Annotated in this window: 22 protein-coding genes; 18 read left to right on the plus strand and 4 right to left on the minus strand. The window is 70.7% G+C overall.

The genetic code is table 11. The features are described 5' to 3' along the window. The first annotated feature begins 155 nt into the window (after window positions 1–155). From VFZ70_01705 to VFZ70_01730, 6 genes are all read left to right on the plus strand, one after another. Window positions 156–1757 carry a hypothetical protein gene (locus VFZ70_01705; protein HEX6254502.1) on the plus strand — a complete coding sequence of 534 codons (1602 nt, stop codon included), beginning with the start codon at window positions 156–158 and terminating at the stop codon, window positions 1755–1757. 107 nt (window positions 1758–1864) lie between these two features. After that, window positions 1865–2968, plus strand: a complete 1104-nt coding sequence (locus tag VFZ70_01710; GenBank protein HEX6254503.1) for a hypothetical protein — start codon at window positions 1865–1867, stop codon at window positions 2966–2968. Between the two features lie 64 nt (window positions 2969–3032). Then, window positions 3033–4055 (plus strand): hypothetical protein, encoded by a 1023-nt coding sequence (locus VFZ70_01715; GenBank protein HEX6254504.1) that lies wholly within the window; start codon window positions 3033–3035, stop codon window positions 4053–4055. 304 nt (window positions 4056–4359) lie between these two features. Further along, complete coding sequence (locus VFZ70_01720; GenBank protein ID HEX6254505.1) at window positions 4360–8547, plus strand: hypothetical protein; 4188 nt, start codon at window positions 4360–4362, stop codon at window positions 8545–8547. A 132-nt stretch (window positions 8548–8679) separates the two neighbouring features. Next, window positions 8680–10155 carry a serine/threonine-protein kinase gene (locus VFZ70_01725; protein ID HEX6254506.1) on the plus strand — a complete coding sequence of 492 codons (1476 nt, stop codon included), beginning with the start codon at window positions 8680–8682 and terminating at the stop codon, window positions 10153–10155. 201 nt (window positions 10156–10356) lie between these two features. Beyond that, complete coding sequence (locus tag VFZ70_01730) at window positions 10357–12348, plus strand: LuxR C-terminal-related transcriptional regulator (protein ID HEX6254507.1); 1992 nt, start codon at window positions 10357–10359, stop codon at window positions 12346–12348. 14 nt (window positions 12349–12362) lie between these two features. Here VFZ70_01730 and VFZ70_01735 read toward each other — a convergent pair whose 3' ends face one another. Next, complete coding sequence (locus tag VFZ70_01735; protein ID HEX6254508.1) at window positions 12363–13082, minus strand: hypothetical protein; 720 nt, start codon at window positions 13080–13082, stop codon at window positions 12363–12365. Window positions 13083–13352: 270 nt separating this feature from the next. Here VFZ70_01735 and VFZ70_01740 point away from each other — a divergent pair, with 270 nt between their 5' ends. The 5 genes from VFZ70_01740 (at window position 13353) to VFZ70_01760 (ending at window position 16705) form a co-directional block, all read left to right on the plus strand. Then, window positions 13353–13655: a hypothetical protein gene (locus VFZ70_01740; GenBank protein ID HEX6254509.1), complete on the plus strand. Its 303-nt coding sequence runs from the start codon at window positions 13353–13355 to the stop codon at window positions 13653–13655. Window positions 13656–13871: 216 nt separating this feature from the next. After that, window positions 13872–14084, plus strand: coding sequence for a DUF1918 domain-containing protein (locus VFZ70_01745; GenBank protein HEX6254510.1), 213 nt, complete (start codon window positions 13872–13874; stop codon window positions 14082–14084). Window positions 14085–14224: 140 nt separating this feature from the next. After that, window positions 14225–15205, plus strand: coding sequence for a universal stress protein (locus VFZ70_01750; protein HEX6254511.1), 981 nt, complete (start codon window positions 14225–14227; stop codon window positions 15203–15205). Window positions 15206–15419: 214 nt separating this feature from the next. Continuing rightward, window positions 15420–16505 carry a winged helix DNA-binding domain-containing protein gene (locus VFZ70_01755; protein HEX6254512.1) on the plus strand — a complete coding sequence of 362 codons (1086 nt, stop codon included), beginning with the start codon at window positions 15420–15422 and terminating at the stop codon, window positions 16503–16505. After that, a complete protein-coding gene (locus tag VFZ70_01760) occupies window positions 16502–16705 on the plus strand; it encodes a hypothetical protein (protein ID HEX6254513.1) in 204 nt (67 codons plus the stop codon). The genes VFZ70_01755 and VFZ70_01760 overlap by 4 nt, the downstream gene beginning before the upstream one ends. Window positions 16706–16852: 147 nt before the next feature. Here VFZ70_01760 and VFZ70_01765 read toward each other — a convergent pair whose 3' ends face one another. Next, window positions 16853–17200 carry a type II toxin-antitoxin system PemK/MazF family toxin gene (locus VFZ70_01765; protein HEX6254514.1) on the minus strand — a complete coding sequence of 116 codons (348 nt, stop codon included), beginning with the start codon at window positions 17198–17200 and terminating at the stop codon, window positions 16853–16855. Beyond that, window positions 17200–17424 carry a ribbon-helix-helix domain-containing protein gene (locus VFZ70_01770; GenBank protein HEX6254515.1) on the minus strand — a complete coding sequence of 75 codons (225 nt, stop codon included), beginning with the start codon at window positions 17422–17424 and terminating at the stop codon, window positions 17200–17202. Before VFZ70_01770 ends, VFZ70_01765 begins: the two co-directional genes overlap by 1 nt. A gap of 146 nt (window positions 17425–17570) precedes the next feature. Between VFZ70_01770 and VFZ70_01775 the strand changes: the two genes are divergently transcribed. From VFZ70_01775 to VFZ70_01795, 5 genes are all read left to right on the plus strand, one after another. Continuing rightward, window positions 17571–18437, plus strand: a complete 867-nt coding sequence (locus VFZ70_01775) for an alpha/beta hydrolase (GenBank protein ID HEX6254516.1) — start codon at window positions 17571–17573, stop codon at window positions 18435–18437. Between the two features lie 174 nt (window positions 18438–18611). Next, entirely contained in the window at window positions 18612–19001 is a 390-nt protein-coding gene (locus VFZ70_01780; GenBank protein ID HEX6254517.1) for a DUF3224 domain-containing protein, read from the plus strand. Then, window positions 18985–19521: a MarR family transcriptional regulator gene (locus VFZ70_01785; protein ID HEX6254518.1), complete on the plus strand. Its 537-nt coding sequence runs from the start codon at window positions 18985–18987 to the stop codon at window positions 19519–19521. Before VFZ70_01780 ends, VFZ70_01785 begins: the two co-directional genes overlap by 17 nt. 169 nt (window positions 19522–19690) lie before the next feature. Further along, window positions 19691–20671 (plus strand): zinc-binding dehydrogenase, encoded by a 981-nt coding sequence (locus VFZ70_01790; GenBank protein HEX6254519.1) that lies wholly within the window; start codon window positions 19691–19693, stop codon window positions 20669–20671. Between the two features lie 97 nt (window positions 20672–20768). Further along, a complete protein-coding gene (locus tag VFZ70_01795; protein ID HEX6254520.1) occupies window positions 20769–20897 on the plus strand; it encodes a hypothetical protein in 129 nt (42 codons plus the stop codon). Between the two features lie 15 nt (window positions 20898–20912). On the opposite strand, the gene VFZ70_01800 is transcribed toward VFZ70_01795, so the two are convergent. After that, on the minus strand, window positions 20913–22259 hold the full coding sequence (locus VFZ70_01800) for a wax ester/triacylglycerol synthase domain-containing protein (GenBank protein HEX6254521.1): 1347 nt from the start codon (window positions 22257–22259) through the stop codon (window positions 20913–20915). A 175-nt stretch (window positions 22260–22434) separates the two neighbouring features. Here VFZ70_01800 and VFZ70_01805 point away from each other — a divergent pair, with 175 nt between their 5' ends. Together VFZ70_01805 and VFZ70_01810 are read left to right on the plus strand one after the other, a co-directional pair. Next, window positions 22435–23970 carry a serine hydrolase domain-containing protein gene (locus VFZ70_01805; protein ID HEX6254522.1) on the plus strand — a complete coding sequence of 512 codons (1536 nt, stop codon included), beginning with the start codon at window positions 22435–22437 and terminating at the stop codon, window positions 23968–23970. Next, a complete protein-coding gene (locus VFZ70_01810) occupies window positions 23967–25376 on the plus strand; it encodes an amidase (GenBank protein HEX6254523.1) in 1410 nt (469 codons plus the stop codon). The genes VFZ70_01805 and VFZ70_01810 overlap by 4 nt, the downstream gene beginning before the upstream one ends. Window positions 25377–25548: the final 172 nt, after the last annotated feature.

Here is a 25548-nt window from a genome sequence, read left to right on the forward strand (position 1 = left end):
ACATCACACGTGTCCGGTCGCCCACGTCGGACGTCGGGCGCCGACATGTATCAGTGTCGCGCCATCACCGTCTGGTTCCATGCGGGGCTGCCCGCCCTCGACGGTGTGACGGTCTCGGCCATGATCCTGACACGGCAGCAGACGAAGGCTCCGCAATGACCGGTGTCACCGCGCTCAACGGCGCCGTCCTCGGCCTGTTGATGATCGCAGCGATCATGTCGTGGCCGTTGACCTGGTGGTTGTTGCGCCGCTACAGAAGGACCGTCGTCCGCGCGATGCAGCGGAGGTCGGCACACGCGACGTCCGACTGGGTGCCCGCCATCAACGACGTGGGATTCACCCGCGTCCCGTCAGATGCCGACGGAACGGTGACCGCAGCCGACGAGCCATCCCAGCTCACGCGACGGGCGGCACAAGCCTCGGTCGACGACGCTCGTCTGCTGCGGCGGGATGTCTGGCGTCGGTACGCGCTGGCGGGCTGCATAGCGGCGACCGTCCTGACCGTGGCGACCTTCCTGTCGGCGGGGATCGAGTTCCTCCCGTGGCGGACAGCGATCGTATGGGTCGTGTACGCCTGGCCGCTCGTGCTGACCGCAGTGATCCTCTCCGGCTTCAACCGCGGGACCGTGGTGCGTGCGGTCATGGTCCACTTCGCGATCCTCCTCGCGCTCGCCGCCGCGGCCGGCAACACCATGGGAGGTGTCCTCCTCTGGCTGCTCATGGCCGGACCCCCGACCGCCGTGGTCGCGCCGTACCTCCATCGGTCAGTTCGGGCCGTGGGGGTCATCGTCGTGCTCTTCGTACTGGTCGGACTGCTCGGCGCGGACGCGCTCGTGTCCTTCGTGGGCGGGTCCGATGAGCGCATCATGTCCGTGGCGACCATCGCCTCGGGGCTGGGTGTCGGCGGTGTTGCGGCGTTCGTCGCGTTGATCGCGATCGGCTTCCTCGTCACTTCCGTGCTCGCATGGTTCGGGCTCGACCGGCTCGGGCACGCGTATCGCGAAGGCCTGCCCGACCAACTGGTACTGATCGGCGCCGTCTGGGGGGTCTTCGCGGCCGCCCAGGGCATCCCGCTGGCACACGAGTCCCTCGCATGGGCGGCGACGACCCCTGTCGCCTTCATCGCCTTCTGGCTGGTCGCGTCACGACCACTGGGCAGGCACCGGATGACAGCCGCGCCCCGACTGCTGGTCCTGCGCATCTTCTCGCTCGGCAGGCAGAGCGAGGATCTCTTCCGCCGCGTCGTCACGGACTGGCAGTACGTCGGACCCGTACGCCTGATCGGTGGCCCGGATCTGGCACGGACGACGGTCGAACCCGACGAGTTCCTCACGTTTGCCGCCGGCAAGCTGGAACAACTGTTCATCGCCACGCCGGAGCAGTTCGAGCAGCAGCGCACCACGACCGACGCGACCCGCGACCGTCACGGCCGCTACCGGGTCCAGGAGTTCCTGTGCTTCGACAACACCTGGCGACACGTCGTACGTGGCCTGATGCGCGACTCCGACCTCGTGCTCATGGACGTTCGAGGGTTCGCCGCCGGAAACGATGGCGCCCGGCACGAACTGACGATGCTGGCGCGGGCCGGGATGCTGGAGCGCACGACGCTCGTCATCGACGGCAACACCGACCGGGAACTGATCGCCGCCGCGATCGTCCAAGGTGGCGGTGCGGTCGCACAGGCGACCCTCATCACGCCGCCGGGCGACGACGGGGTCTCAGGCACCGACCTCGTCGGCGCCCTGCCCGCCGCATAGCGTCACGCCACGCAACTCGCGCAAGTTCCGTGTATCTGCGGCGCAGCCTCGCCCTCTCACTCCCACCACGACCGCACGAAACCCTGCGATCGCCGGGGTGAGCCACGATGACGGAGACCATCACCACATTTGCTGAGCGGCTGACGCACTTCGCGCTGTCGGTCGACATCGTCACAGACGACACGTTCGACCGGGTGCGCGACCTCGTCGTCGACAACATGCGAAACGAGCTCGAGACGGCCTACTTCGGCCTGATGGAGTTCACGAGCGTGGATGGCCAACCTGGCCTGCGCACCATCTGGAGCAGTGCCGGGATGGATGGCTCGACGACCATCGGCGACGACGACGACAACTACAAGCAACAGGTGTGCCTCGCTTTCGACAGGGGCATCGCGCTGTGGGTCGTCGAGAAGGGCGGCGGGGTGCTCGAGCCCGACGCCGAGTACGTCGACATGTGGTCCTCCTGCGACTCGCTGCCGCCCTATCAGCCACCACTGCGGGGCAAGGAGATGCGGACGTCGATCATGGTGCCGCTCGAGCGCGGCAGGACGAAGCTCGGCGTCATGTACCTCGAGTCCACGGCATACGTCGAAGCGACTGACATCGCCCGTCGCGAGATGGAGCAACTTGCCACCGCGATCTCGACGCTGATCGAACTGCGCAGCGTCAATCGCCTGCAGGCCCAGAGCACCAAGAAGGCCGTCGCCCAGCTGAGCAAGTTCGTCGGCGATGCACAGTTCCCTCGCCTGACGAAGCCGAACCTGTTCGTGGCGTCGTCGAGCAAGGCCGACGGCGACGTGATGGAGATCATCCGCGAGGTGCTCGGTGACTATGACAAGAAGGTGAACGTGATCGACTGGACGAGGATCGAGGAGTCCGGTGCGATCACGGTCCAGATCGCCAACAAGATCGTGCGGTCCCGATTCGGCATCTGCTACTTCTCCGAGGCGACGACCGACGGGGACTTCGCGTATGCCGACAACCCGAACGTGATCTTCGAAGCCGGCATGCTCCACGCACTGATCAACTCGCCGGATGCTCCCCCGTCCGGGTGGATCCCCGTCCGGGAGAAGAACGCACCACCAGCGCCGTTCGACTTCGCCAACGAACGGATCGAACCGGTGCCGCGCGACGATCGGGGCAAGCTCGAACAAGACCAGTTCCGCCGAAGGATCCGGCGCCGCATCGAAGACCTGCTGAGCGCGGCATGACCACACGTATCTGCACGGGTCGCCAGGACTCTCTCCATCAACGGTGCGACGCACGAGGTGCATCATGAGCAGCACGCCGAGGCAGACGGTGGCCGGCGCCGATGGGGACACTGGTCGCAAGGGGAAACGGTCGCGCAGCAGGTACCGCAGGGTCGTGTGGCTGGCCACGCTGTGGACGCTGACGGTCCTCGCCTTCACCGCCTGGGGCCTGTACGACGTCATCCGGGCGCGGAGCACAGCGGGCGCGCATGCTGTCGATCACGGCAGTGACTACCGCTACGACGCGACCGCCCCCGAGGTACCGGCACAGCTGACGCCACGCGGCGATCCCGAGAACCTCTCGGCCGTGTTGTTCCATCGTGACCTGTCACAACGGATCCGCGAGATCGAGTACGAGGCCAGCGTCCCGCAGGAAGCTGGTCAGTCGCGCTTCAGCCTGGTCATCCCGGACGGTCCACTCGAGACGCGCATCGGGCAGTTCGCAGACGCGTCCGTCAGCCGAGAGTTGGACAAGGACTACATCACCGCCGACGCCGAAGTGCGGCAGAATCGTGTGCTCCTGCGTGTCGCGTTCGATCGGCGCAGCGCAGCGTTGGGAAGTCCCGGCTCCTACCTCGGCACGATCAGCGTCGTCGATCCCCGGGTTGAACGGGTCGACATCCCCTTCACGGTGTCGCTCGCGTACCCGTGGTGGCAGTTCGTGTGCGTGCTGCTGCTCCTGATGCTCCTGCCCGCGACGTTGTACCTGTGGTTCCTGCGCGGCAGCTTCTCACAGGAAGGCAATCTGTCGCTCGCGGGCCTCCAGAACTGGTTGTTCAGCCGCAACGCGCTGATGTCGATCGGTACGGGCATCGCGGCCGCCGTCAGCGTCTGGATGGCGACGTACTTCAGCAGTGATTCGTGGGGCGTCAGCGTCACGGCCGCGACGGCGATGTTCGGAGCGACGTTCAGTTCCTTCATCGCGGCCGCGAGCGCCGTGACCGCCGCCGGCGCCGAGGAGCCCACCACAGCGCAGGGTGGCGAGGACCTCGCCGTCGATGGCGTGCCAGCCAACACGCAGGCGGCGCCAGACCCCGTCCCGGCGTAGAAGGCGATCCAACGATCTCGCTGGAAGATGCTCGTGTGGGCAGTGGCGCACAACCGAAGAAGGACCATCTCGCGCACTGGCTGGTGAATCGACGCGCGCACCGACAGTGCCCCGGATGCATCACATGTCACCGTCCGAGCACTCACGCCGGACGGCTTGACATGAACGAACCGGTGGCGGACAGTCGGACCACGTCACCATGCGCGGGGCATCGTGATCCCGTCCACCTGCGGAGCAACTCGCCCGTGAACGGGCGACGATCCGCACGCGGCCGTGTCGCCAATCGCTCGAGGAAGGTGGCGCCATGCCAACGCCAGAGGATGCCAACAACGTTCCGGAGCGGATCGAGCCACTCGAAGGACCCAACGAGCGCGACCGGGCGTTCCTCGAGGAACGCATGGCGCGCATGGTCGACAAGGCCGACGTCACGGCGGACGAGGACGAAGGTGACGACGGGGATGAGGACGAAGGTGACGACGGTGGCGAGGGTCGCGGTGGTGAGCCCCACGGCCCCGTGACGCCCTCGACTCCCGGTGGCTCCCGGGAGGCGATCCCTGCGTCCGACGGTGTCGCCGAACGGCGGCGTGAGGCCTTGAACGAGGCGCACGCGCGTCGTCGCGCCCAGCTCACGCCACCTCCCGCCGAGCGCCGCGATGCTCCGCGTCCCGACCAGCCACGCGAGCAACCGCCTGCGCCACCGGCCAACTCCTGGGTACCCATCGGGCCGGCCGTGCTCCGCAGGGGACAGGGTGCGACGCTGCCGGCGACGAGCGGGCGGGTGGCAGGGTTGGCGCCGCTGGCCGGGGGTGACCGGATCTACGTCGGCTCGGCGAACGGCGGGGTGTGGCGTTCCGAGGATGGCGGGTCGACCTGGCACTCGTTGATGGACGCGTTCGACCTCAACCCGACGACGGCGGCGTCGGACTCACTCGCGGTGGGCGCGCTCGAAGTGGTTCCGGGCGCGACAGCCGCACAGGACACGGTCTACGTCGGCACCGGCGAGGGTGCGAGTTCGGCGTACTTCGGCGTCGGGCCCGTCGTGTCGACCGACGGGGGGACCAACTGGGTCACCGAGCCCGTGTCACCGGGCAGCAGCAGTCTCAGCGGCAGTGCGTTCTACGCGCTCGCGGTAGACCCGGGCGACAGCCAGCGTGTCGTGGCAGCCACGCAGCGGGGCCTGTACCGCCGCGAGCCGGACGGTGCGGGCGGGTTCCACTGGGACAGCAAGGTGCTGCCCGGCGCGGTGTTCGCCTTCGTCACCAGCGTCGTCGCCTGCCGCCAGGGCGGCACGACGACCTTCTACGCGGCTGAGTGGGGCGGCCGCATCTACGCGTCGACGGATGGCGCGACGTGGACCACCGTCGGCACCGGGTTCCCGACCAACCGCATGGGCCGGATCAGCCTGACCGCCCGACCCGGTGACCCATCCGTGGTCTATGCACTCGCGGCGTTGTGGGATCCCGCCGGATCTCCCGCACCACCGCCGGGTACCGCGCTGAGCGGCAACCTGCACGGGCTGTACCGCCTCGACACCGCCGACGGGACGTGGCGCCTCGTCACGGGAGTCCCCGCCACCCTGTTCGGTACGAACCCCACGGTGCGGCGGGGGCAGGGATCGTACGACAACGCCGTCGAGGTGGATCCCAACGATGCGAACCGCGTGTTCGTCGGCGGCTCGACGGCGGCGAGCTCCGGGGAGTGGTCGGGGTCGATGTATCGGTGTGCCATCACCGTGAGCGGCACCGTTCCCTCAGCGACCGCGACGTACATCGGCGCATCGATCCACGCCGACGTGCACCGGGCCCGGTTCACACCGGGGGACGCGACGAGTCTGTGGGTCGGCTGCGACGGCGGCGTGTTCCACTCCGCCAATCCGGCGGGCAGCGGCAACATCTTCCGGTCGCGGAACACCGGCCTGGTCACGTTGACACTCAACAGCTTCAACCAGCATCCCACCGAACCGGCCGTCGTGTTCTCCGGCAGCCAGGACAACGGCGGGATCCGCTACACCGGCGAGGAGGCGTGGCTGTACTCCTCGCACGGCGACGGCGGGGCGCAGGTGATCGACTGGAACAACCCCTATCGCGTCCTGAGCATCTGGACCTCCGGCGTTGTCCGGCGGTCGACGAACGGCGGCCTTCGCGACAGCTACAACGACGTGTCACCGCCGCTGGCCATGAACGAAGGCGTGCTCTTCTACAACCCGATGGTCGGCACGCCGTTCAACCCGGCGTCGCCCGCGCAGGCCAACCGTGTCGCGCTCGGCTCGACCAGGGTGTGGGTGACGAACGACTTCGGGACGAGCTGGGCTTCGATCCCCGGCAACACCACCGGCGACAACCTCGGCACGGACCCGGGCTTTCGCATCCGCAGCCTTCTGTTCACCCGCACGAGCCGGCTGTTCGCCGGGACGATGAACGGCCGGGTGTACCGCTACGACGAAGGTGCCGGCGGATGGGGCGCTCCGACCCGCATCGACAACCTTGGAACAACCCAGCTACCGTTCGCGGCGCCGGTCACCGACATCGCGGAGGATCCCGCGGACCCGACCGGCGGGTCCATCTTCGTGACCTACGGCGGTACCGGTGACTACCGCCACGTGTGGCACTGGAACGGCACGACGTGGCAGCAGCGGTCCGGACCGCCCGGCGCCGCCGCGGCACAGCTGCTGGACGTCAACCACACGGCCATCGTGGTCGACCCGGCCGATCCCTCGATCGTCTACGCCGGGGCGGACATCGGGGTGTGGCGGTCAACCGATGCGGGCCAGAACTGGGCTGCCTTCTCGGCCGGCCTGCCCGACGCGGGCGTGATGGACCTGAAGATCCACGCCGGTCGGCGCCTGCTGCGGTGCAGCACGTTCGGCCGCGGCATGTACGAGGTCGAGCTCGACCGAACCCACAAGCAGGGCATCGAGCTGTACGTGCGGGACACCCAGCTCGACCAGGGTCGGTACACGACGGTCAACGGGCTCGACGACCCCACCCGGCAGGGCCAGACGGTCGCGCACTGGCGGGGCCCCGGCATCAAGCTGGACACGCCCGACGTGAGCGGCGACTACGAGTTCCCCCTCGTCGGTGGCATCGACTTCCTCGACTTCACCGACGGGTTGACCGACGACGCGCGCGGGGTCGCGACGCACGCGACGGCGACGATCACGACGAAGGTGTACGTGCAGGTGCACAACCGCGGGACCGGGCCGGCAGACAACGTGCGCGTGATGCTGCTGCTGGCCAACGCGTCGACCGGCCTGCCCCCGCTGCCGGCCACCCTGGCAGCCGATGTGCAGGCGGGAACCCCGATCACGACAATGGATTGGCGGACGGTGGGGATCACGACGCTGCACGATGTCAGGCCCGACGCCCCGAAGATCGCGGATTTCGACCTGACGTCCGATCTTCTTCCGCCGCCGGCGAACCTCGCGGGCAACAACCACCACTGCGTCCTCGCGTTGCTGCACCATGCCAACGACCCGTTCACCTCGACGGTCGTGAACACCGACCAGATGAGCAGAGGCGAGCGCAAGGCTGCGCACAAGAACCTCACCGTTGTGCAGTTCACCGGTACGGTCCCCACGCCGGCACCGGTCGCCGTGCCGCTCCGGCTGCACAACCCCGGGCGGGGCGGGCCGGAGCTGTTCGACCTCGAGATCGACGTACGTCGCTACCGCGGGCACGTCCGCCTGTACCTGCCGCCGGTGGAGACCGACGGTGACCTCACCGACCTGGCGGAGGGCCTCAAGCGCGGGACGGACTTCCTTCCGTTCAGGGAGTGGGCACGTGACTTTCGGAGTCGTGTGCGCCGGGACCACGACGCGGGCAACACGTGGGACGCGGCGTGGACCGACGAGGCGCTCGGGAACATCGACGCTGTCCTCAGCAGCGGCGCGATGTTCGACGCCACCGCAGACGTCCACGCCGCCCTGCGACGACTGGTGCTGGAGCCCGCCCAGTCGTTGACCGCGTACCTCCTGTTCGATCGCCCGCCGGACGCCGGCGTCGGCGACACGTTTCCTGTTCGCGTCCGGCAGTTCGAGTCCGAGCGCGAAGAACTGGTCGGTGGACTGGACATCCGGTTGGAGGTCCAGCCGGAGCCCCTGATCGACGACGATGACGACCGTCCGCAGCGGTGTGACTGGATCGACGGCGTGGCCTTCCGAGGCACGGTGCGCCCACGTTCGCGGCAGAGGTGGACGTCGGCCGGATGGCCCGCGGATGCCGACGTTCACTGGGCGGTCATCGTCCGGGAAGCCGCACTCCGAGACCCAACGGTCGCATGGATGGTGGTTCCGAGTCGCGGGCACGACGGGGACATCACCTACGACATCACCGTGTCGAACCTTGGACGTCGGGACGTGGAGGTGGAATGCCGGTTCGCGGTGGATGCGACCGAGGCGGACCCTGCCGCGGTCGAGCGGAGCATCATGCTCGAGTCGCTGCCGTCCACCGCCCTTCCCGCCAATGGACCACCTGACGAGCTGACCGGTCGCTGACGCGCGCACCGCGCCGGTGACGCGCGGCCACCGCCTGCCGATCGGTCCGACACCGTGCGCTCCCGCGCGATGCGGACCACCGCTAGGCTGCGAGCCGGAGGACGACCCGCATCCACGAAGGAACGACGCGCGGTGCCAGTTGGGCCCGGTGATGTGATCGGTCATCGCTACCGGGTCGACGCACGACTCGGGCGCGGCGGCATGGCCTCCGTGTACGCGGCCACGGATCTGACGTTGGACCGGTCGGTCGCGCTCAAGATCTCCTCGTGGCATGCGGACGACGAGCCGCGCGCCGCCGAGCGGTTCCGCCGGGAGGCGCGGGCCGCTGCCGCGCTGCACCACCCCAACATCGTCACGGTGTTCGACGTCGCCGAGCACGACGGCGTGACGGTGCTGGTCATGCAGCGCGTGGACGGCCCGACGCTGGCGTCGCGGATCGGCGAACGTGGGCCACTGCCCGTCCCGGAGGCGGCCGATGTCGCGGCGCAGATCTGTGACGCGCTGGCCGCCGCCCACGCCGCGGGGATCGTGCATCGCGACGTCAAACCGTCCAACGTGCTCTTCGCAGCCGACGGGGTCGTCAAGCTGAGCGACTTCGGGATCGCGCGCGCGACCGAGGCGTCGCTGACGATGACATCCGTGCACGGATCGGTCGGATACATCGCACCCGAGCAGGCGCGCGGGGAACGTCCCGATCCGCGCAGCGACCTGTATGCCCTTGGATGCACGCTGTTCGAGATGCTCACGGGCCACCGGCCGTTCACCGGCGACACGATCGCCGCGGTGCTGTCCCAGCACCTCCACGAGCCGGCGCCTGAGGTGCACAGCGTGCGTCCCGAGATCCCCGACGCGCTGGACGCACTCGTCACGCGGTTGCTCGCGAAGGATCCCGGGGAACGACCGCCGAACGCCGAGGATGTCAGCACCCGACTCCGTCAGATCGCCGACGGCGGCACGGCGTGGGCGATGGCCGGCGGCACTCGTGCGTTCGTTCCCACACGGACCGAGCCGGTTGCCGCCGTCACGCCACCCGACGGGGCGTCGTCACGGCGCGCCGCGCAGCGGTCGCCGCGACGGCGGCCTGCCGTGCTGATCGCCGCCGCCGTCGCGCTCGCGGCGCTGCTGTGGCTGCGCGGCGCCTGGGGGCCGACGCCGACGGCCGACGCCGGGTCGTCGCCGGAGACGGTCGCCGCAGGCGGCGGTGGCGACGACGGCGGCAACGGTGCCGACGATGACGCTGGCGCGGGCGCCCCTGGGGATGCCGCCGGGGACGACACAGCGGGCGCATCCAGCGGCGGCACCGACGACACTGGCACCGGTGACCGGTCCACGGGCCCTGCGTCACCCGTGACGCGGGTGCGACGCCTCGTCGTCCAGGCGCGAACCGACGGTCGCATCAGCGCCCGCGGCGTCGAGGAGATCGAGAAGCGCATCGCCGAGGTCGTCAAGCAGGGCCGCGAGGACAAGCCCGACAAGGCACGCGAGCAGGTGGGCAAGCTCCGCGAGAAGCTCGACCAGCTCGTCGAGGACGGCGACGTCGACCCTGACCTCGCACAGCAACTGCGGGTACGTCTCGTCGCCCTCGCGCGCGGGTCCGGCTCGACCTGACCGCGACCGTCGTCACTGCGGGGCCGCGGCACCGGGCGACGGACGGACCGGGGCACGCACGTGCCTGTCGTCACGCGGGCGCGTCGTCGTCTCCTGGGACCACCCTTGGGGCGGGGCGGGGCATCCCGTAGGGTTGACGACGGCCCGTCGTCGGGGGACGGCGGCCGTGGGGTCCGCCAGCACCGCCGGGAGGCGATGACGATGGTCGACATGCTGGAGCGTGGACGCGAGGCGTTCCGGCGACGCGAATGGGAGGTCGCCTACGCGCAGCTGTCGGCCGTCGATGCCGAGGACGCCCTGGCGCCGGGGGATCTCGACCGGTTGGCACGCGCGGCTTACCTGACCGGTCGGGACGCCGAGTGCGAGGACGCCTGGGCACGAGCCCACCAGGGGTTCGTCGACCGGAACGAGGTGGAGCAGGCGGTCCGCTGCGCGTACTGGCTCGGGCTGGTGTTGTTCAACCGCGGCGAGGAGGCCCGCGGCGGCGGCTGGATCGGCCGTGCCGGCCGCCTGGTCGCCGAGATCGGACGGGACTGCGTCGAGCAGGGCTACCTGCTGCTCCCGGCGGGCCTGGGACGCCTGGGCGCCGGCGAGCCGGCGGAGGCCGTCGCGTTGTTCGACCGCGCGCTGGACGCCGCCGACCGGTTCGACGAGCCGGACCTCAGGGCGCTCGGGCGGCTCGGGGCCGCACAGGCGCTGATCGCGCTGGACGAGCCCGACCGCGCCGTCCGGTCACTGGACGAGGCGATGGTCGCCGTGGAGACCGGCGAGGTCGAGCGTGCCGCGCGCTGCGCGTTCCGGTTGGGGTTCATGCTGATCAACCGCGGGGAGGAGGTCCGCGGCGGCGGCTGGATCGCCCGCGCGGACCGGCTGGTCGCCGACGGAGCACGCGACTGCGTCGAGCAGGGCTACCTGCTGCTCCCGGCGGCGCTGGCGCGCCTGGGCGCGGGTGACGCCACGGCGGCGTACGAGCTCTTCGGTCGCGCCCTCGACGTCGCCGAGCGATTCGACGAGCCGGACCTGCGCGCGCTCGGTCGCCTCGGATCGGGACAGGCGCTGATCGGGATGCACCAGCCCGATCGGGCCGTCCGGTCCCTCGACGAGGCGATGGTCGCCGTGGAGACCGGCGAGGTGTCGACGGTGGTCGCGGGGATCGTCTACTGCGGCGTGATCCTGCAATGTCAGCGGCTCCTCGATGTGCGTCGGGCGCAGCAGTGGACGAAGGCGCTGAGCGCCTGGTGCGACGCGCAACCCGATCTCGTGCCCTACCGCGGCCAGTGCCTGGTCCACCGGTCGGAGCTGGCGCAGATGCGCGGCGACTGGGCCACGGCGATCGCCCAGGCGCAACGCGCGTGCGCGCGACTGGCCGACCCGCCGGGGCAGCCGGCGATCGGGATGGCCTACTACCAGCGGGCGGAGCTGCACCGTCTGCGCGGCGAGTTCGCCGACGCCGAGCGCACGTACCGCCTGGCCAGCCGGGCGGGTCGCGGCCCCCATCCCGGGCTGGCGCTCCTACGCCTGGCGCAGGGACGGCTCGACGACGCGAGCGGCGCGATCCGCCGCGTCGTCGAGGAGGCGCAGGAACTCGGCCAACGCGCGAAGGTGCTCGCCGCGTGCGTGGACATCATGCTCGCGACCGGCGACGTCGACGCGGCCCGAACTGCCGTCGACGAGCTGTCACAGATCGCCGCCGAGCTCGACAAGCCGCTGTTGTGGGCCATGTCGGCGCAGGCGGACGGCGCCGTGCGTCTGGCCGAGGACGAGCCGCGGACCGCGGTCGCCGCACTGCATAGCGCGCAGTCGTTCTGGCACGAGCTGCGGGCACCCTACGAGGTGGCCCGCGTGCGGGTGCTGTTGGCGGCGGCGTGCCGTCAGCTCGGCGACGACGACACCGCACGCATGGAGGAGGAGGCGGCGCGGGAGGTCCTCACGGAGGTCGGCGCCCGCCCCGACCTCGCACGGCTCGGCGAGCGCACCGGCGGCGGTTGGGCCGAGGGGGCCGCTGGGCTGACCGCGCGCGAGGTGGAGGTGATCCGGCTGGTCGCCGCAGGGCTGACCAACCGGGAGATCGCCGATGAGCTCGTCATCAGCGAGAAGACCGTTGCCCGGCACCTGAACAACATGTTCACCAAGCTCGGCCTGTCGAACCGCGCCGCCGCGACCGCCTACGCCTACAAGCACGAGCTGGTGTAGCCACGGCCGCGTCCCTACTGCTGCGGTTGGTTGTCCTCGGCGAACGCGGCCTCGCACGCGGACGCGACGGCCGTCAGGGACGCAGTCGCGCCGTCGATGTCGCCTTCGCCGAGTTGCCCGACCGCGGTCATCGCCCCGGATGCGCACGTCCGGGCGGTCTCGGCCAGCGCAACCGCCTGGTCGCGTTCCGCCACCGCCGTCTCCAGGTCGCCCCGGGCATCGGCCAGCGCGTCGTTCGCGGCCTGGAGCGCGGCGGTGCTGTCGGCGACCTGCTGGTCGCCGATCTGTCGTTCGTCGGCGAGGATTTCGAGCGCCGCCACCGCCTGATCGATGGCCTGCTGGGCCTCCTGCGACAGCTGCTGCGATTGCCGCTGCAGGCCGGCGTTCTCGTCCTCGAGCGCCGCATTGTCCTCCTCGACCGCGGCGATCTCGTCCCGCAGCGCGGCATTGTCCTGCGCGAGGGTCGCATTCTCGTCCTCGAGCGCGGAGACCTGCTCGGTGAGGCCTTCGACCTCGGTCTGCAGCGAGATGATCTCCGACGTGGCGATGTCCTCGTCGGACCGCGCATCGTTGTAGAGCGTGAAGACCCAGATCGCGAGCGCGACCGCGGCGATGGCGAAGACCGCGGTCAGGACCTGCCAGACGGTGGTGGTCCGTCGTGCCGACGAGGGCGGTGAGGCCCTGGTGGGCCGGTCGGGCGGAGGTCGCGGCCTCGACGTGCCCCGGTCGGTCACGCGCGTCTCCTTTGCGAGTGGCGCCGCCGTCACGAAAGAGCGTAGATGATCGTCATCCGTTGGGTTCAGGGTCGTACCGACACCTCACGGTGCCCGCCTGCCGCGGCTCCAGGTCGGTGGTCCTGGAGCTGCGGGGTCCCTCGGCGTGCGAGCCGTGACGGACCAGATGTCCCGAGGTTTCCGGTCGCATGGACGTATCGTGCCGGGTGCGCCCGCGCGATGATGTGACTGGGTGCTGTCCGTGCCCGGCAGTCCGAACGAGTCCGAGGGATGCCGATGTGTCGACGCTGGGTGATCGCGCTGCTGCTGCTCATGCTCGTGGCCGGCTGTGCGCCGGGGGTGAACCCGGAGGTCGGCACACCTGACGCCGAACGGGTGATCGCCGGCTTCTGGCTCGGGCTGTGGCACGGCGTCATCGCGCCCGTGACGTTCCTGATCTCGCTGTTCATCGAGGACATCAACATCTACGAGGTGCACAACAGCGGCAACTGGTACGACTTCGGGTTCATGCTCGGCATCGGCGCGCTGGCCGGCGGTGGATCCTCAGGCTCCCGGTACGGACGACGCCGCTAGACCTCGACGTCGCACTGCCTCGCGACGCCAGTCACTCTGCCAGGCGTGGCGTGGCGGCGAAAGGCGAACCGGCAAGGCGTGGCCGGGACATAGGCCCTTGCCCCAACCGCGGGGAGCGACGAGGCTGTGCAACACACGATCCCACTCGTCGAGGGATGCCAACGGCAGCATCTCGGCCACCGTCGACGCCGCGACCACCGGCACGGGAGCACCACCATGAAGACGCTACACGCACGACCGGGCGACCGGCTTGTTGTCAGACGACACCGGGTCGGCGAACCCGACCGCGACGCCGAGATCCTCGAGGTGCGGGGGCCGGACGGCACACCCCCGTACGTCGTCCGCTGGGCGGACGACGGTCGCGTCGGCTACCTGATCCCCGGCTCCGACGCCTTCGTGGAGCGACTCGGAGATCCTGACAACGCCTGAGCCTCGGCCCACGCCGCGCCACCTTCGTCCAGCACGGATCACCTGCCGACGCGCGGTGGGACCTTCGTCCCTGCGCCGGTCGCCACGTGGCGGCATGCTGCTGCAGTGGGCCCGTCGTGACCGCGGACGAGGTGAGCGTGATGGGTGAAGTGGTCGTCGGGGTCGACGGATCGGATGGCGCGAACACCGCGCTGTCGTGGGCGGTCGACGAGGCTCGGCGGACGGGCGACGAGCTCACCGTCGTGACCGTCCGGCAGTTCTCGGGCATGCTGACGGCGGGGGCAGCTCTGCGGGACGCCTACGGGGAACGCCTCCAGACCGTCGCGACGGAACGCGCCGAGGCGATCCTCAGGGACGCACTCGCCTCGTGTGCCGACGCCGGCGTGCCCACGACGTCGGAGGTCCTTCGGGACGGGGCGCCCGCGTGGCCACTGGTCCGCAGGACGGCGAACGCGACGATGCTCGTCGTCGGGTCGCGCGGTCTGGGCAACGTGCGCGGCCTGCTGCTCGGCTCGGTCAGTCATCAGGTGGCTGTGCACGCTGAGACGACCGTCGTCGTCGTCCCCGAGCCGACAGATCCCGACCGCCGCGACGACAAGGTCGTCGTCGGCGTCGACGGCTCGTCGCATGCGCGCGCGGCACTACGTCGAGCTGCGTACGAGGCGACGCTGCGGCACTGCGAACTTGAAGCCATCCTCGTGCCCCCGCCACCACCCACGATGGCCCCACGCTCTCGGAGCCAGTCCACGGTGGACGCCGCCGTGTGGACCGGGGTGCTGTGGCCCGAAGGACGCCATGGCATCGAGGAACGTCAGCGTGCGTACGACGAGGCCCTCGCGCACTGGCGTCACGCCGCCGAGTCCCACCTCGCGGACGAGCTCGCGCTGATCGGCCACGACCAGCTGCCCGACAAGGTGACGCCAACCGTGTTCAGCGCACGGCATCCGGCCCGCGCACTGCTCGACGCCGCCGCATGGGCGCGGCTGCTCGTGGTCGGGCGCCGTGGCCGCGGGGGCTTCAGCGGGATGCTCCTCGGTTCGGTCAGCCAGCACTGCGTCCGCCACGCGACCGCGCCGGTGATGGTCGTTCCGCCCGACGCCGGGGCGGCCAGCGCCGACTGAGAACGGCGGTCGTGGTCAGGACAACCCGTCGTCTCGGCGTGTGCCCACGAACGCGATCGACAGCCTCGCCGAGTCGCGGATCGGGCACACCTGCTGACAGCAGGAATGCCGCTGCCGACGGGCTCGACGATCACCTCGTGTGACAGGGCCGCCTGGCGGAACTCCTCCTCATCCAACAGCACCGGTGGAATCCGCGAGACTGGTGCGAACAGCGATGGACGACCTGACGATCGCGCGTTGGCGCATGCACACGCTCCGCCTGGCCGGTGAGCCGTTCGCGTCACCGACGGCGGCGGTCGGCGGGCTGCTCGGCGTCCAGGCGGAGAACCACCCGCAGGCCTCGTGGGCGGTCGCCGCGCGGACACGCGGCGCCACCGAGGACGAGTTCCAGCGCCTGTTCGACGCCGGGCAGATCCTGCGCACCCACGTCCTGCGGCCGACGTGGCACTTCGTCCTGCCGGCGGACATCCGCTGGCTGGTCGAGCTGACCGGCCCCCGGATCCGCCCACAGCTGCGGCAGGTCCAGCGGTCGGCCGGGATCGACGACGCGATGCTGGAACACTCCGCCGCGGTCATCGTCGACGTCCTGTCCGGCGGGACGCACCTGACCCGCGACGAGCTCGCTGCCCGGCTGCGGGACGCCGGCATCACGACCGACAACGGTCGTCTGGGTGTGCACGTCTACCACGCGGAGACGGCGGCGCTGATCTGCAGCGGCGCGATGAAGGGCACCGACCACACCTACGCGCTGCTCGACGAGCGGGCCCCGGCCGCCCCCCGCCTCGACCGTGACGAGGCCGTCGCGGAGTTGGTCCGCCGCTACTTCACCGGGCACGGTCCGGCGACCGAACGCGACCTGTCGTACTGGGCGTCGATGACGCTGACCGACATCCGCGCCGGCCTCGCCGCGGCCGGTGACCAGCTCGACCGCGTGGAGCACGACGGCCGCACGTTCTGGTTCGCCGACCCGCCGCTCAGCACCGATCCGGCGCTGAACCCGCGCGCCCATCTGCTGCAGATCCTCGACGAGTACCACAACGGCTACCAGGACTCGCGCGGCGTGCTCGACATCGCGGGCATCGTGCCGCCCGGGCGTCCCGCCAACCTCGGCATGGCACTGGTCGACGCTCAGATGGTCGGGGGCATGCGGCGCACGCTGCGGACCGGTCACGTCAGCTTCGACATCAACCTGTTCCGCGATCTGGATCCCGACGAACATGCCGCGTTGCAGGCCGCCGCCGCACGGTACGCCGACTTCCTGGGCCGCGACACGACACTGACCGATGTTGAACGGACATGAGAGCGGTCATCCGCACCGAGTACGGGCCCGACGTTCTCATGCTGGCGGACGTCCCGCCGGCGTCCGCCGACACGCTTCACGGCCTCGCGGTTGAACCGCTGCTGGCCGCTGCCCGGGACCTCGACATCGCCGGCAGGTCGCGAATGGATCGAGACGACCTGATCGGCACGATCCGTCCGGCGGGCTGGGTCGCGGACTGACCGCGGTCCTTGTGATCCTGGCCCCCGGTCGCCGCACGGTTCGTTGCGCTCGTGGACACTTCGGACTCGCTGGCCACGGACGCGACGGTCGCGGGAACGCGGCGCGCACATCGACCGCCTGTCCGTAACCGCGGATACCGGCGCGCTTCACAGCGCCAGATGCAGTCGAAGTGCGTCGTCGAGGCTGTCCATGAGTGATGGCGGCACCCGCCCGATCGTCGCTCCGACGCGTTCGACCGCGATCGAGCGCACCTGCTCGGCCTGCGCCTTGGAGTCCCGCTGCAAGCCGCTGTCCTGCGCAGGCAAGAGCACTTGGAACGGGTAGACCCGTTTGATGTTCGAGGTGACCGGGACGACGGTGACCACCCCACGCCCGAGCCGCGCCGCGGTGGTGTTCGCGCCGTCGTTGCTGACGATCACCGCCGGTCGCCGCCTGTCCGCCTGTGACCCGCGCACCGGTTCGAGGTCGACGGTGCAGATGTCACCTCGACGCACTACGCATCCGCCGTCAGGCCGTCCCCGGCGGTGGCATCCCACGCCTCCTGGTCGTGCTCAGGCCACTCGTCCCAGGCCGCCGCGTAGTCGGGTCCCAGCTCACTTGCGTGCAGCAGTCGAATCGCTTCACGTATGACTGCGGATCGCGAATTGATCCCTCGGCGCCGGGCGTAGACATCGACGTACTCGACGTCGTCGTCCGTCAGGCTCACACTGATCTTCATACCGGAGATGCTACTGGTATGCTACCTGGTCGCCGGCCCTCGGCCCCGCGGGCAACGGCCCGGAGCTGTTCGACCGCTGCGCCTCATCGGATCGTCTGCTCGCGACCGGCCGATGAGTCCTGACCCGCCCCGACGTCTGTACCGACATGGAGACCCACACACTCACGACCGACGAGGTCGACCTCGTCTACGACGTCCACGGCCCGATGCCACCCACCGAGGACCGGCCGCCGCTGCTGGCGATCGGCCAGCCGATGGACGCCAGCGGCTTCGTCACGCTCGCGTCGCAGTTCCCCGACCGCACCGTGGTCGCCTACGACCCGCGAGGGCTCGGCCGCAGCGTCCGCCGGGACGGCCGAACCGACCACGTGCCCGAGGTCCAGGCAGCTGACGTGCACGCGCTGATCACCGAGCTCGACGCGGGGCCGGTCGAGCTGTTCGCGAGCAGCGGCGGCGCAGTGACGGCGCTCGCCCTCGTCGCGACCTACCCCGACGACGTCACGACACTGGTGGCCCACGAGCCACCGCTGCTGTGCGTGCTGTCCGACGCCGACGCCGCCGAGCGCGCGTGGGCCGGCGTCCGGGACGCATACGACGCGCGCGGGTCGAATGCCGGCATGGCGGCGTTCATCGCGATGACGTCGTGGCAGGGCGAGTTCACCGACGCCTACTTCGCTCAGCCGCCGCCGGACCCCGCCGCGTTCGGGATGCCCGCCCAGGATGACGGTGCCCGCGACGACCCGCTGCTGTCGGACCGGTCGACGGCGATCATCGTCTACCGCCCCGACGTGGCGGCATTGCGGGCCGCGCCGACGCGGATCGTCGTCGCCGTGGGCGAGGAGTCCCTCGGCGCCTTCACCGGCCGCACATCGGTGGCGACCGCCGAACTGCTCGGCCAGGAGGCGACGGTCTTCCCCAGCCACCACGGCGGCTTCCTCGGCGACGAGTCCGGCTACCCCGGCCAGCCGGAGGCCTTCGCGCGCAAGCTCCGCGAAGTCCTCGCGGGTACCTGACGACGCACCGAGTCCTCACCGTCGCCTGGACCCACCTTCAGTGAAGGAGCCACGGACCCAGATCGGCGAGGGCGGGTTCCGCGGTGCGGCATCGGCCCAACTCGCCGTTTCGCGCCTGCTGACTCGGAGATATATGCATGTATCATACACTGATCTGTTTGGGAGGAACTCGACGTGCGAGCTGAAGGAACGTTCGAGATCGCGGCCTGGGACGAGGACGCCTACACGGAGATGGACGGCAACAGGAAGCTGTCCCAGGCAGATGTCACCCAGCACTTCACCGGTGACATCGAGGGCTCGGGAGACGTCCGATGGCAGATGTGCTACCGCCCCGACGGCACCGCCGATTGGATCGGCATGCAACACGTCGACGGCCGCATCGGTGACCGATCCGGCTCCTTCGTGTTGCAGAGCATTGGCACCTTCGACGGCGCCAAGGCCACGGGCGAGTGGACCGTTGTTACTGGATCCGGCACCGGGGCATTCGAGAACCTGGCCGGCAGCGGGCGCATGGAGGCGCCGCTGGGCGGCGCTGCGACCTACGTCCTTGACTACGAGCTCTGAGCCCGTCGCCAACCGGCTCGGCGCGCTGGCGTTGCGGATCACCGACCGCATGCAGGCGGCCATCAGCACGGACGGTCGATCGCTGTCGTCGGCGACGGCGCTGTCAGCACTCGATCGCTTCCTCGACGCTCCGAGCATCGATCAGCTGAGCAGCGTGCTCGGACTGTCGTCCTCGGCGACGGTACGCCTGGTCGACCGCCTGGTCGCCGAGGGCTACGCCACCCGGGCATCGACGTCCGACGGTCGCGTATCGGTCGTCGAGCTCACCCGCGCAGGCCGCGGGGAGGCGACCCGCATCGTGGCCGCACGTGCCGATCTTCTCGAGGACATCGTGGCGCCGCTGTCAACAACCGAACGCGCCGCGCTGGGCGAGCTTGTCGAGACGCTGCTCATCGGGTTGATCCGCGGACCTGCGGCGAAGGCCTGGATGTGCCGGTTGTGCGACACCCAGGCGTGTGGTGCCCGGCCTGGACAACCGTGTCCCGTCACGATTGCGGCTCTCGTGGAACCGCCGTCATGATGTGACGGCGGCAAGGCTGGACGGCCAGTCCCAGGTCGCCCTGCAGGCTGCGGCAACTCAGTCGCTGTGCCGGGTGGAGGCGGCGGCGCACGACGAGGGCGATGGCAAGCATTGCGAGGGCGTTGACGGGTGCAGGCCTGCGGGAGGCGCGGAGATGCCGGTGATGGCGATGAGCGATGATCGTCCGATGCGCGCGGTCGTGATGACGGAGTTCGGCCCACCGAAGGTCCTCGTCGTCACCGAGGTGCCGACGCCGGTCGCCGGCCCTGGTGAGTTGGCGATCGATGTCGAGGTCGCGAACATCACATTCGTCGAAACCCAGCTGCGCGCGGGTCGCCCGCCCTTCCCTGGGATGCTGCCAACGCTCCCGGTCATCCCGGGCAACGGAGTCGGCGGGGTGGTGGCAGCGGTCGGGCCAGGTGTCGACGCGGACATGATCGGCCACCGGGTCGTGTCGGGCCTGCACGGCTCCGGGGGCTACGCCGAGCGCGCCGTGGCCACGGCGACGGACGTGCTGGAAGTGGCCGACGGGGTCGACACGCGCGACGCGGTCGCCGTGCTCGCCGACGGCCGCACCGCGATGCTGCTGCTGCGGCGCGCACGGGTGCGGACGGGCGAGACCGTGCTCGTCGAGGCGGCTGCCGGCGGCGTCGGGTCGTTGCTGGTCCAACTCGCGCGCCGGGAGGGTGCGCGGGTGGTCGCCCTGGCGGGCGGGGAACAGAAGCTGGCCGTCGCCCGTGACCTGGGTGCCGACGTCACCGTCGACTACCGCGTGGTCGACTGGCCCGCAGCGGTGCGCGCGGCCGTCGACGCGGTTGACGTGGTGTTCGACGGCGTCGGCGGCGCGATCGGCGCGGCGGCGTTCGATCTCGTGCGCGACGGTGGGCGGCTGTGTGCGTACGGCGCCGCCAGCGGCGAGTTCTCGTCGGTGTCGTCGGAGCGGGCACGTGCGCGCGGCGTCACCCTCACGCGCGCGTCGGCCGAACGCGACGAGCTGCTCGAGCTGTCGCGGGTCGCCCTGCACGCGGTCGCCGACGGATGGCTGCGGCCGGTGATCGGGCAGACGTTCGCGCTCGCCGACGCTGCCGCTGCCCACACCGCCATCGCCGCCCGCCGGACGGTCGGCAAGACGCTGTTGATCGTCAAATGAGCCCGCCCGACCCTCGCGGTCCTTGCGACCACTCCAGGGGTGCGACGGCTCGCCGGCCGGCGAGGGACGCCGCCGCATGGGGACGTGGACGTCCGGGATGCTGCGAGACGGTCGCATCGTCGTCGGTGTGACCGCTGGCGCGCATCTGGCCGTGCCGCTCGCGGTCGCAGGGCGGTACGGCTATCACCGGGACGAGTTGTACTTCCTCGAGCCATTCTTCCGGTGACACCGCCCGCCAGCGTCAGCGCAGCGCCGTCGCTCGCAGCTCGTCCTCGACGGCCGCAACGAACACGTCGAGGTCGGGGTAGGCGTCGGCGTCGGCGACGACCATGAGGTTGAACTGGCCGGCGTAGGACAGCGCCGCCACGCCGAGGGATACCGTCCCGATGAGGTTCACCAGCGGGAACACCTCGAGGAGCCGGGCGCCGGCGAAGGACAGCGGCGCGGGCGGGCCGGGCAGGTCGGCGGTCACGACGTTGACCCGTTGTCGCGCGACGAGCTTGAGCATCACGCCGGCCAGCGGCCGGCTGCGGAACATGGCTCCGAGGGGCGGCCGCACCATGGCCTTGCGCCTGGCTGTCTCGGCGGCGATGTGCCGCAGCCGCTGGCCGGCGTCGGCGATGTCGAGTGGGAGCGGCACGACCATCTGTGTGATCAGGTTCCCGACCGCCTGACCGGAGTGTTCACGCCGAAGCGAGACCGGTACGTAGACCGGCACGACCACGTCGTCTACCGGCTCGGCGCGGCGCGCCAGCAGCCGTCGGAGCCCGGCGGTGGCCACGGTGAGCAGGACGTCGTTGACGGTCGCGTCCTGTGCCCGCGCCACGTCCCGCACCACGTCGAGGCGGCCGCGGACGAGCGCCAGACGGCGGTGCGGGCCGATCACGCGACCAAGGCTGGTCTGCGGTCCGGGTTCTGCGACGAGCAGCTCATGCGCGGCGGGCCAGGCGCCCCGCAGGCCCCGAAGCACGTCACCAGGGTGCCTCAACCTCGCGACGGCACGCCGTGTTCCGGCGGCGCGTCGCCGGAGGTTGTCGCCCAACAGGGCACGCGACGACGGCCACGCCGCCGGCACCCATGGCTGCGTTGACGCCGCCGTCGCGTCGGCGTCGCCTCCGAGAAGGGCCGCCACGCTCGCGATGCCTGCGAGGCCGTCGGCGACGACGTGGTGCAGCCGGACGAACATGCCGATGCGCCTGGCGGGCAGACCCGGCAGCAACCACATCTCCCACAGCGGTCGGGAGCGGTCCAGACGCCGCCGGCGGATCTGCTCGACCGTCTCCAGCAGCTGCGCGTCACCGCCTGGCGGGACAACCGGGGCGACCCGCACGTGCTCGCGGAGATCGAACGCCGGCGCGTCGACCCACAGGGGGCCGCCGAGGCCTCGCCGGGGCACGTGGAGCACCTGCCGGAAGCGGGGCACGAGGTGGATCCGACGGCCGACCGCGTCCCGTGCGGCATCGATCCGGACGCCGCCGTCCGCGTCGAGGAGGCTGCTGCCTTCCAGGATCGCCAGCGCGCCGACGTCCTGCGGCCAGACCTCGTCGGGCCAGAGGATCAGCCGGTCGTCAGCGGACAACCTGTCCATGTCCCACCTCCCGGTCCGACCAGCATCCGCGTGCAGTCCCCGACCGCCAAGGGTCACCCGGCCTGGGCGCACCGGGCCCGACGCCTCGTGCACGTCCACGCAGGTCGGAGTTGGATCTGTTGTGCCTGTGACAGGCCGTCATCCGACCGAACGCGCCATTGGGGCGGAGAATGCCATGTCCCACGACGTGCTCGACCTCGAGGCCCGGGTCACGGAGATCCTCAACCGACGACCCGCCGTCGGTCTTGCCGTCGGGATCGTCCGCGACGGCGCACTCGCGTCATTCTCAGCGCGCGGGGTCGCCGACATCGCGACGAGCCGGCCCGTCACGCAGACCACCGTGTTCCGCATCGGGTCGATCACCAAGACCTTCACGGCGGTCGCCGTGATGCAGTTGTGTGAGCAGGGGTTGGTCGACCTCGAGGCTCCCGCCAACGACTACCTGCGCGCGTTCAGGCTGGTGCCCGCGAGGGATGGGTGGCGGCCGGCCACGGTGCGGCACCTGCTGACGCACACCGCCGGGGTTCCCAAGCTGGTCCGGCCGTCGCGCGCCGTGTTCAGCGGGTGGCCGGGCGAGAGCGTCCGGCTCGACCATTCCGTGCCCGGTCTCGGCGAGTTCTACGGCGGTCGGTTGCGGCTGATGGCCGAGCCGGGAGCCACGTTCAACTACTCCGACCACTCGCTCGCCGCGGTCGGACAGATCGTCGAGGACGTCAGCGGACAGCCGCTGGACCGCTACCTGCGCGAACACATCTTCGAACCGCTCGGGATGGACGACAGCGACCTGCTCCGTTCGGCGCACGTCACCTCTCAGCTGGCGACCGGCTACAAGCTGGGCGCCCACGGTCCGATCGCGGTGACCGACCGCCACTGGGTCACCGCGGCCGCCTCGTCGATCTACTCCACACCGGCCGACATGGCCCGCTACGTGGCCGCGTTGCTCGACGGCGGCGCAGGCGGGCACGCGTCGATCCTCAGGCCTGAGACGCTGGCCATGATGTTCCGGCCGCACTGGCAGCCCGATCCACGGATCCCAGGCATGGGGTTGGGGTTCTTCCGCGACGTGCTCGGCGACCAGCAGGTGGTCGAGCACCAGGGGATCCTTCCGGGCTTCAACGGACAGCTGTACCTCGCACCCGACGACGGGGTGGGCGTGCTCGGCTTCACCAACGGCGCCCGCAACGCGGTGGTGTGGCTGACCGCCGAGATGGCACGGCTGCTCGGCGACCTCAGCGACGCCCCACGCGACGCCATCCGCACAGACGTCGCGCACCACCCCGAGATCTGGGGCGATCTGTGCGGCTGGTACACGCCGATCGCGCAACGTAACGACACCATGGTGTGGGCCATGGCCGGGGCCGGAGCTCAGGTACGTGTCCGTCGCGGCCGGCTGATGTTGCGGGCCATCAGCCCGCTGCCCGCGGCGTACCGGGGGTTCGAGCTGCACCCCGACGACGAACACGACCCGTACGTCTTCCGCATCGACCTGGGCTCGTACGACCTCGGCACCGCGAAGGTCGTGTTCGACCGCGACGACCAGTCGACCCGCGTGCATCTCGGCGGCTCCGTGCCGCTGTCCGCCGCGAAGCGACCCGCCGCGCCGCGCCGGAGGATGTGGACGACCCGGACAGCCGGCGCACTGGCGGTCGCCGGCGCCGCCGCAGCCGTCCACCGCCGGCGCGCATCGCCAGGCGCCGGGAGGCACCGATGACCGCCACGCCCGGCACGGAGCTGTGGCGCATGAGCGCCACGGAGCTCGCCGGGGCCATCAGGTCGCGGCAGGCGTCGAGTCGCGAAGTCATTGAGGCCCACCTTGGTCGGATCGGGGCGGTGAACCCCGCCATCAATGCCGTCACCGTCGTCCTCGACGAGCGGGCCCTCGAGGCGGCGCGGGCAGCCGACCGCGCGGTCGTCGCGAACCACGAGCCGCCGCCGCTGCACGGCGTGCCGTTCACGGTCAAGGAGAACATCGACCTCGTGGGCACCCCGACAACCATCGGGCTGAAGGCCCTCGCCGAGGCGTACCCCCAGCGGGACGCACCCGTTGTCGAGCGGATGCGCGCCGCCGGCGCGATCCCCATCGGCCGCACCAACTGCCCGGCGTTGGCCGTCCGGTGGCACACCGACAACGAACTGCGCGGCGCGACCGTCAACCCCTGGGACCGCTCGCGGACACCGGGCGCCTCCAGCGGCGGCGAGGCGGCCGCCGTCGCGTCCGGCATGAGCCCGCTGGGACTCGGCAACGACGGGCTCGGCTCGCTGCGCTGGCCCGCCCAGTGCTGCGGCGTCGCCGCGCTCAAGCCGACGCTCGGCCGCATCCCGCACGCGACGAGCGCGCCGGCGGGTGAGCCGATCGGCCCGCAGCTCACCACTGTGCAGGGCCCGATGGCACGCCGCGTCGCGGATCTGCGCACCGCCTTGGAGGTGCTGGCGGGACCGACGTGGCGCGATCCCTGGTCGGTGCCGGCGCCACTGCGTGGACCGGCACCCGCCGCGCCCGCGCGCGTGGCCGTCGTCGTCGACCCCGCCGGCCACGGGACGGCGGCCCAGGTCCGCGCTGGCGTCCGCAAGGCGGCCGACACGCTCGCAGCCGCGGGCTACGGCCTCGACGAGGTCGAGCCACCATCGATCGATCTGGCGGCGAGGACGCTGCTCGACATGCTCAACACCCCGGAGATCCTGGCGGGCTACGACGCGTTCACGACCTCGATGCCGGCCGACACCCAGCGGTTCTTCGCCGCGTTCTACGACGTCGCGGGCCCGTCCGATCCCGTGGCCTCCGTCGCGAGCTTCATCACCAGGCACGAGCTGCTGCGGGCGTGGGGCGAGTTCCAACAGACCCACCCGCTGATCGTCGCGCCGATCTACACCGACATCCCGTTCCTGGCTGGCACGGACCTCGACGACGGCGCCGTCGCCGCCATCCACGGCATGCGCATGGCCATCGCGGTCAACGCGCTCGGCCTACCGGCCGTCGCGGTTCCCGTCGGCATCGATGACGGCCTGCCACAGGTGGTGCAGATCATCGGCCCCCGCTACCGCGAGGACCTGTGCCTGGACGCCGCGGCGGCGATCGAGGAGCGGCTCGGGACGATCACGCCCATCGATCCTACGTAACAACATCGTGCGGGAGGTGTCGCCATGACAGCCACGACGATCGAATACGTCCACGCGTCCAGGTTCGGCAACGGCGCCAAGGTGGCCGACGAGTTCACGCAGCGCATGGCCGCCCGAGGGGTCAGCGTCGCTGTGCATCACATCCGGGACGTCGCTGCGGACCGGCTGCCGC

The sequence above is a fragment of the Euzebyales bacterium genome (assembly GCA_036374135.1).
In the GTDB taxonomy this organism is placed as follows: domain Bacteria; phylum Actinomycetota; class Nitriliruptoria; order Euzebyales; family JAHELV01; genus JAHELV01.

Bases quoted from the DNA above. Each gene is read 5' to 3' on its own strand.
- VFZ70_01705 (HEX6254502.1), top strand. From the start codon at position 156: ATGACCGGTGTCACCGCGCTCAACGGCGCCGTCCTCGGCCTGTTGATG.
- VFZ70_01710 (HEX6254503.1), top strand. From the start codon at position 1,865: ATGACGGAGACCATCACCACATTTGCTGAGCGGCTGACGCACTTCGCG.
- VFZ70_01715 (HEX6254504.1), top strand. From the start codon at position 3,033: ATGAGCAGCACGCCGAGGCAGACGGTGGCCGGCGCCGATGGGGACACT.
- VFZ70_01720 (HEX6254505.1), top strand. From the start codon at position 4,360: ATGCCAACGCCAGAGGATGCCAACAACGTTCCGGAGCGGATCGAGCCA.
- VFZ70_01730 (HEX6254507.1), top strand. From the start codon at position 10,357: ATGGTCGACATGCTGGAGCGTGGACGCGAGGCGTTCCGGCGACGCGAA.
- VFZ70_01740 (HEX6254509.1), top strand. From the start codon at position 13,353: ATGCCGATGTGTCGACGCTGGGTGATCGCGCTGCTGCTGCTCATGCTC.
- VFZ70_01745 (HEX6254510.1), top strand. From the start codon at position 13,872: ATGAAGACGCTACACGCACGACCGGGCGACCGGCTTGTTGTCAGACGA.
- VFZ70_01750 (HEX6254511.1), top strand. From the start codon at position 14,225: ATGGGTGAAGTGGTCGTCGGGGTCGACGGATCGGATGGCGCGAACACC.
- VFZ70_01755 (HEX6254512.1), top strand. From the start codon at position 15,420: ATGGACGACCTGACGATCGCGCGTTGGCGCATGCACACGCTCCGCCTG.
- VFZ70_01760 (HEX6254513.1), top strand. From the start codon at position 16,502: ATGAGAGCGGTCATCCGCACCGAGTACGGGCCCGACGTTCTCATGCTG.
- VFZ70_01770 (HEX6254515.1), bottom strand. From the start codon at position 17,424: ATGAAGATCAGTGTGAGCCTGACGGACGACGACGTCGAGTACGTCGAT.
- VFZ70_01775 (HEX6254516.1), top strand. From the start codon at position 17,571: ATGGAGACCCACACACTCACGACCGACGAGGTCGACCTCGTCTACGAC.
- VFZ70_01790 (HEX6254519.1), top strand. From the start codon at position 19,691: ATGAGCGATGATCGTCCGATGCGCGCGGTCGTGATGACGGAGTTCGGC.
- VFZ70_01795 (HEX6254520.1), top strand. From the start codon at position 20,769: ATGCTGCGAGACGGTCGCATCGTCGTCGGTGTGACCGCTGGCGCGCAT.
- VFZ70_01800 (HEX6254521.1), bottom strand. From the start codon at position 22,259: ATGGACAGGTTGTCCGCTGACGACCGGCTGATCCTCTGGCCCGACGAG.
- VFZ70_01805 (HEX6254522.1), top strand. From the start codon at position 22,435: ATGTCCCACGACGTGCTCGACCTCGAGGCCCGGGTCACGGAGATCCTC.
- VFZ70_01810 (HEX6254523.1), top strand. From the start codon at position 23,967: ATGACCGCCACGCCCGGCACGGAGCTGTGGCGCATGAGCGCCACGGAG.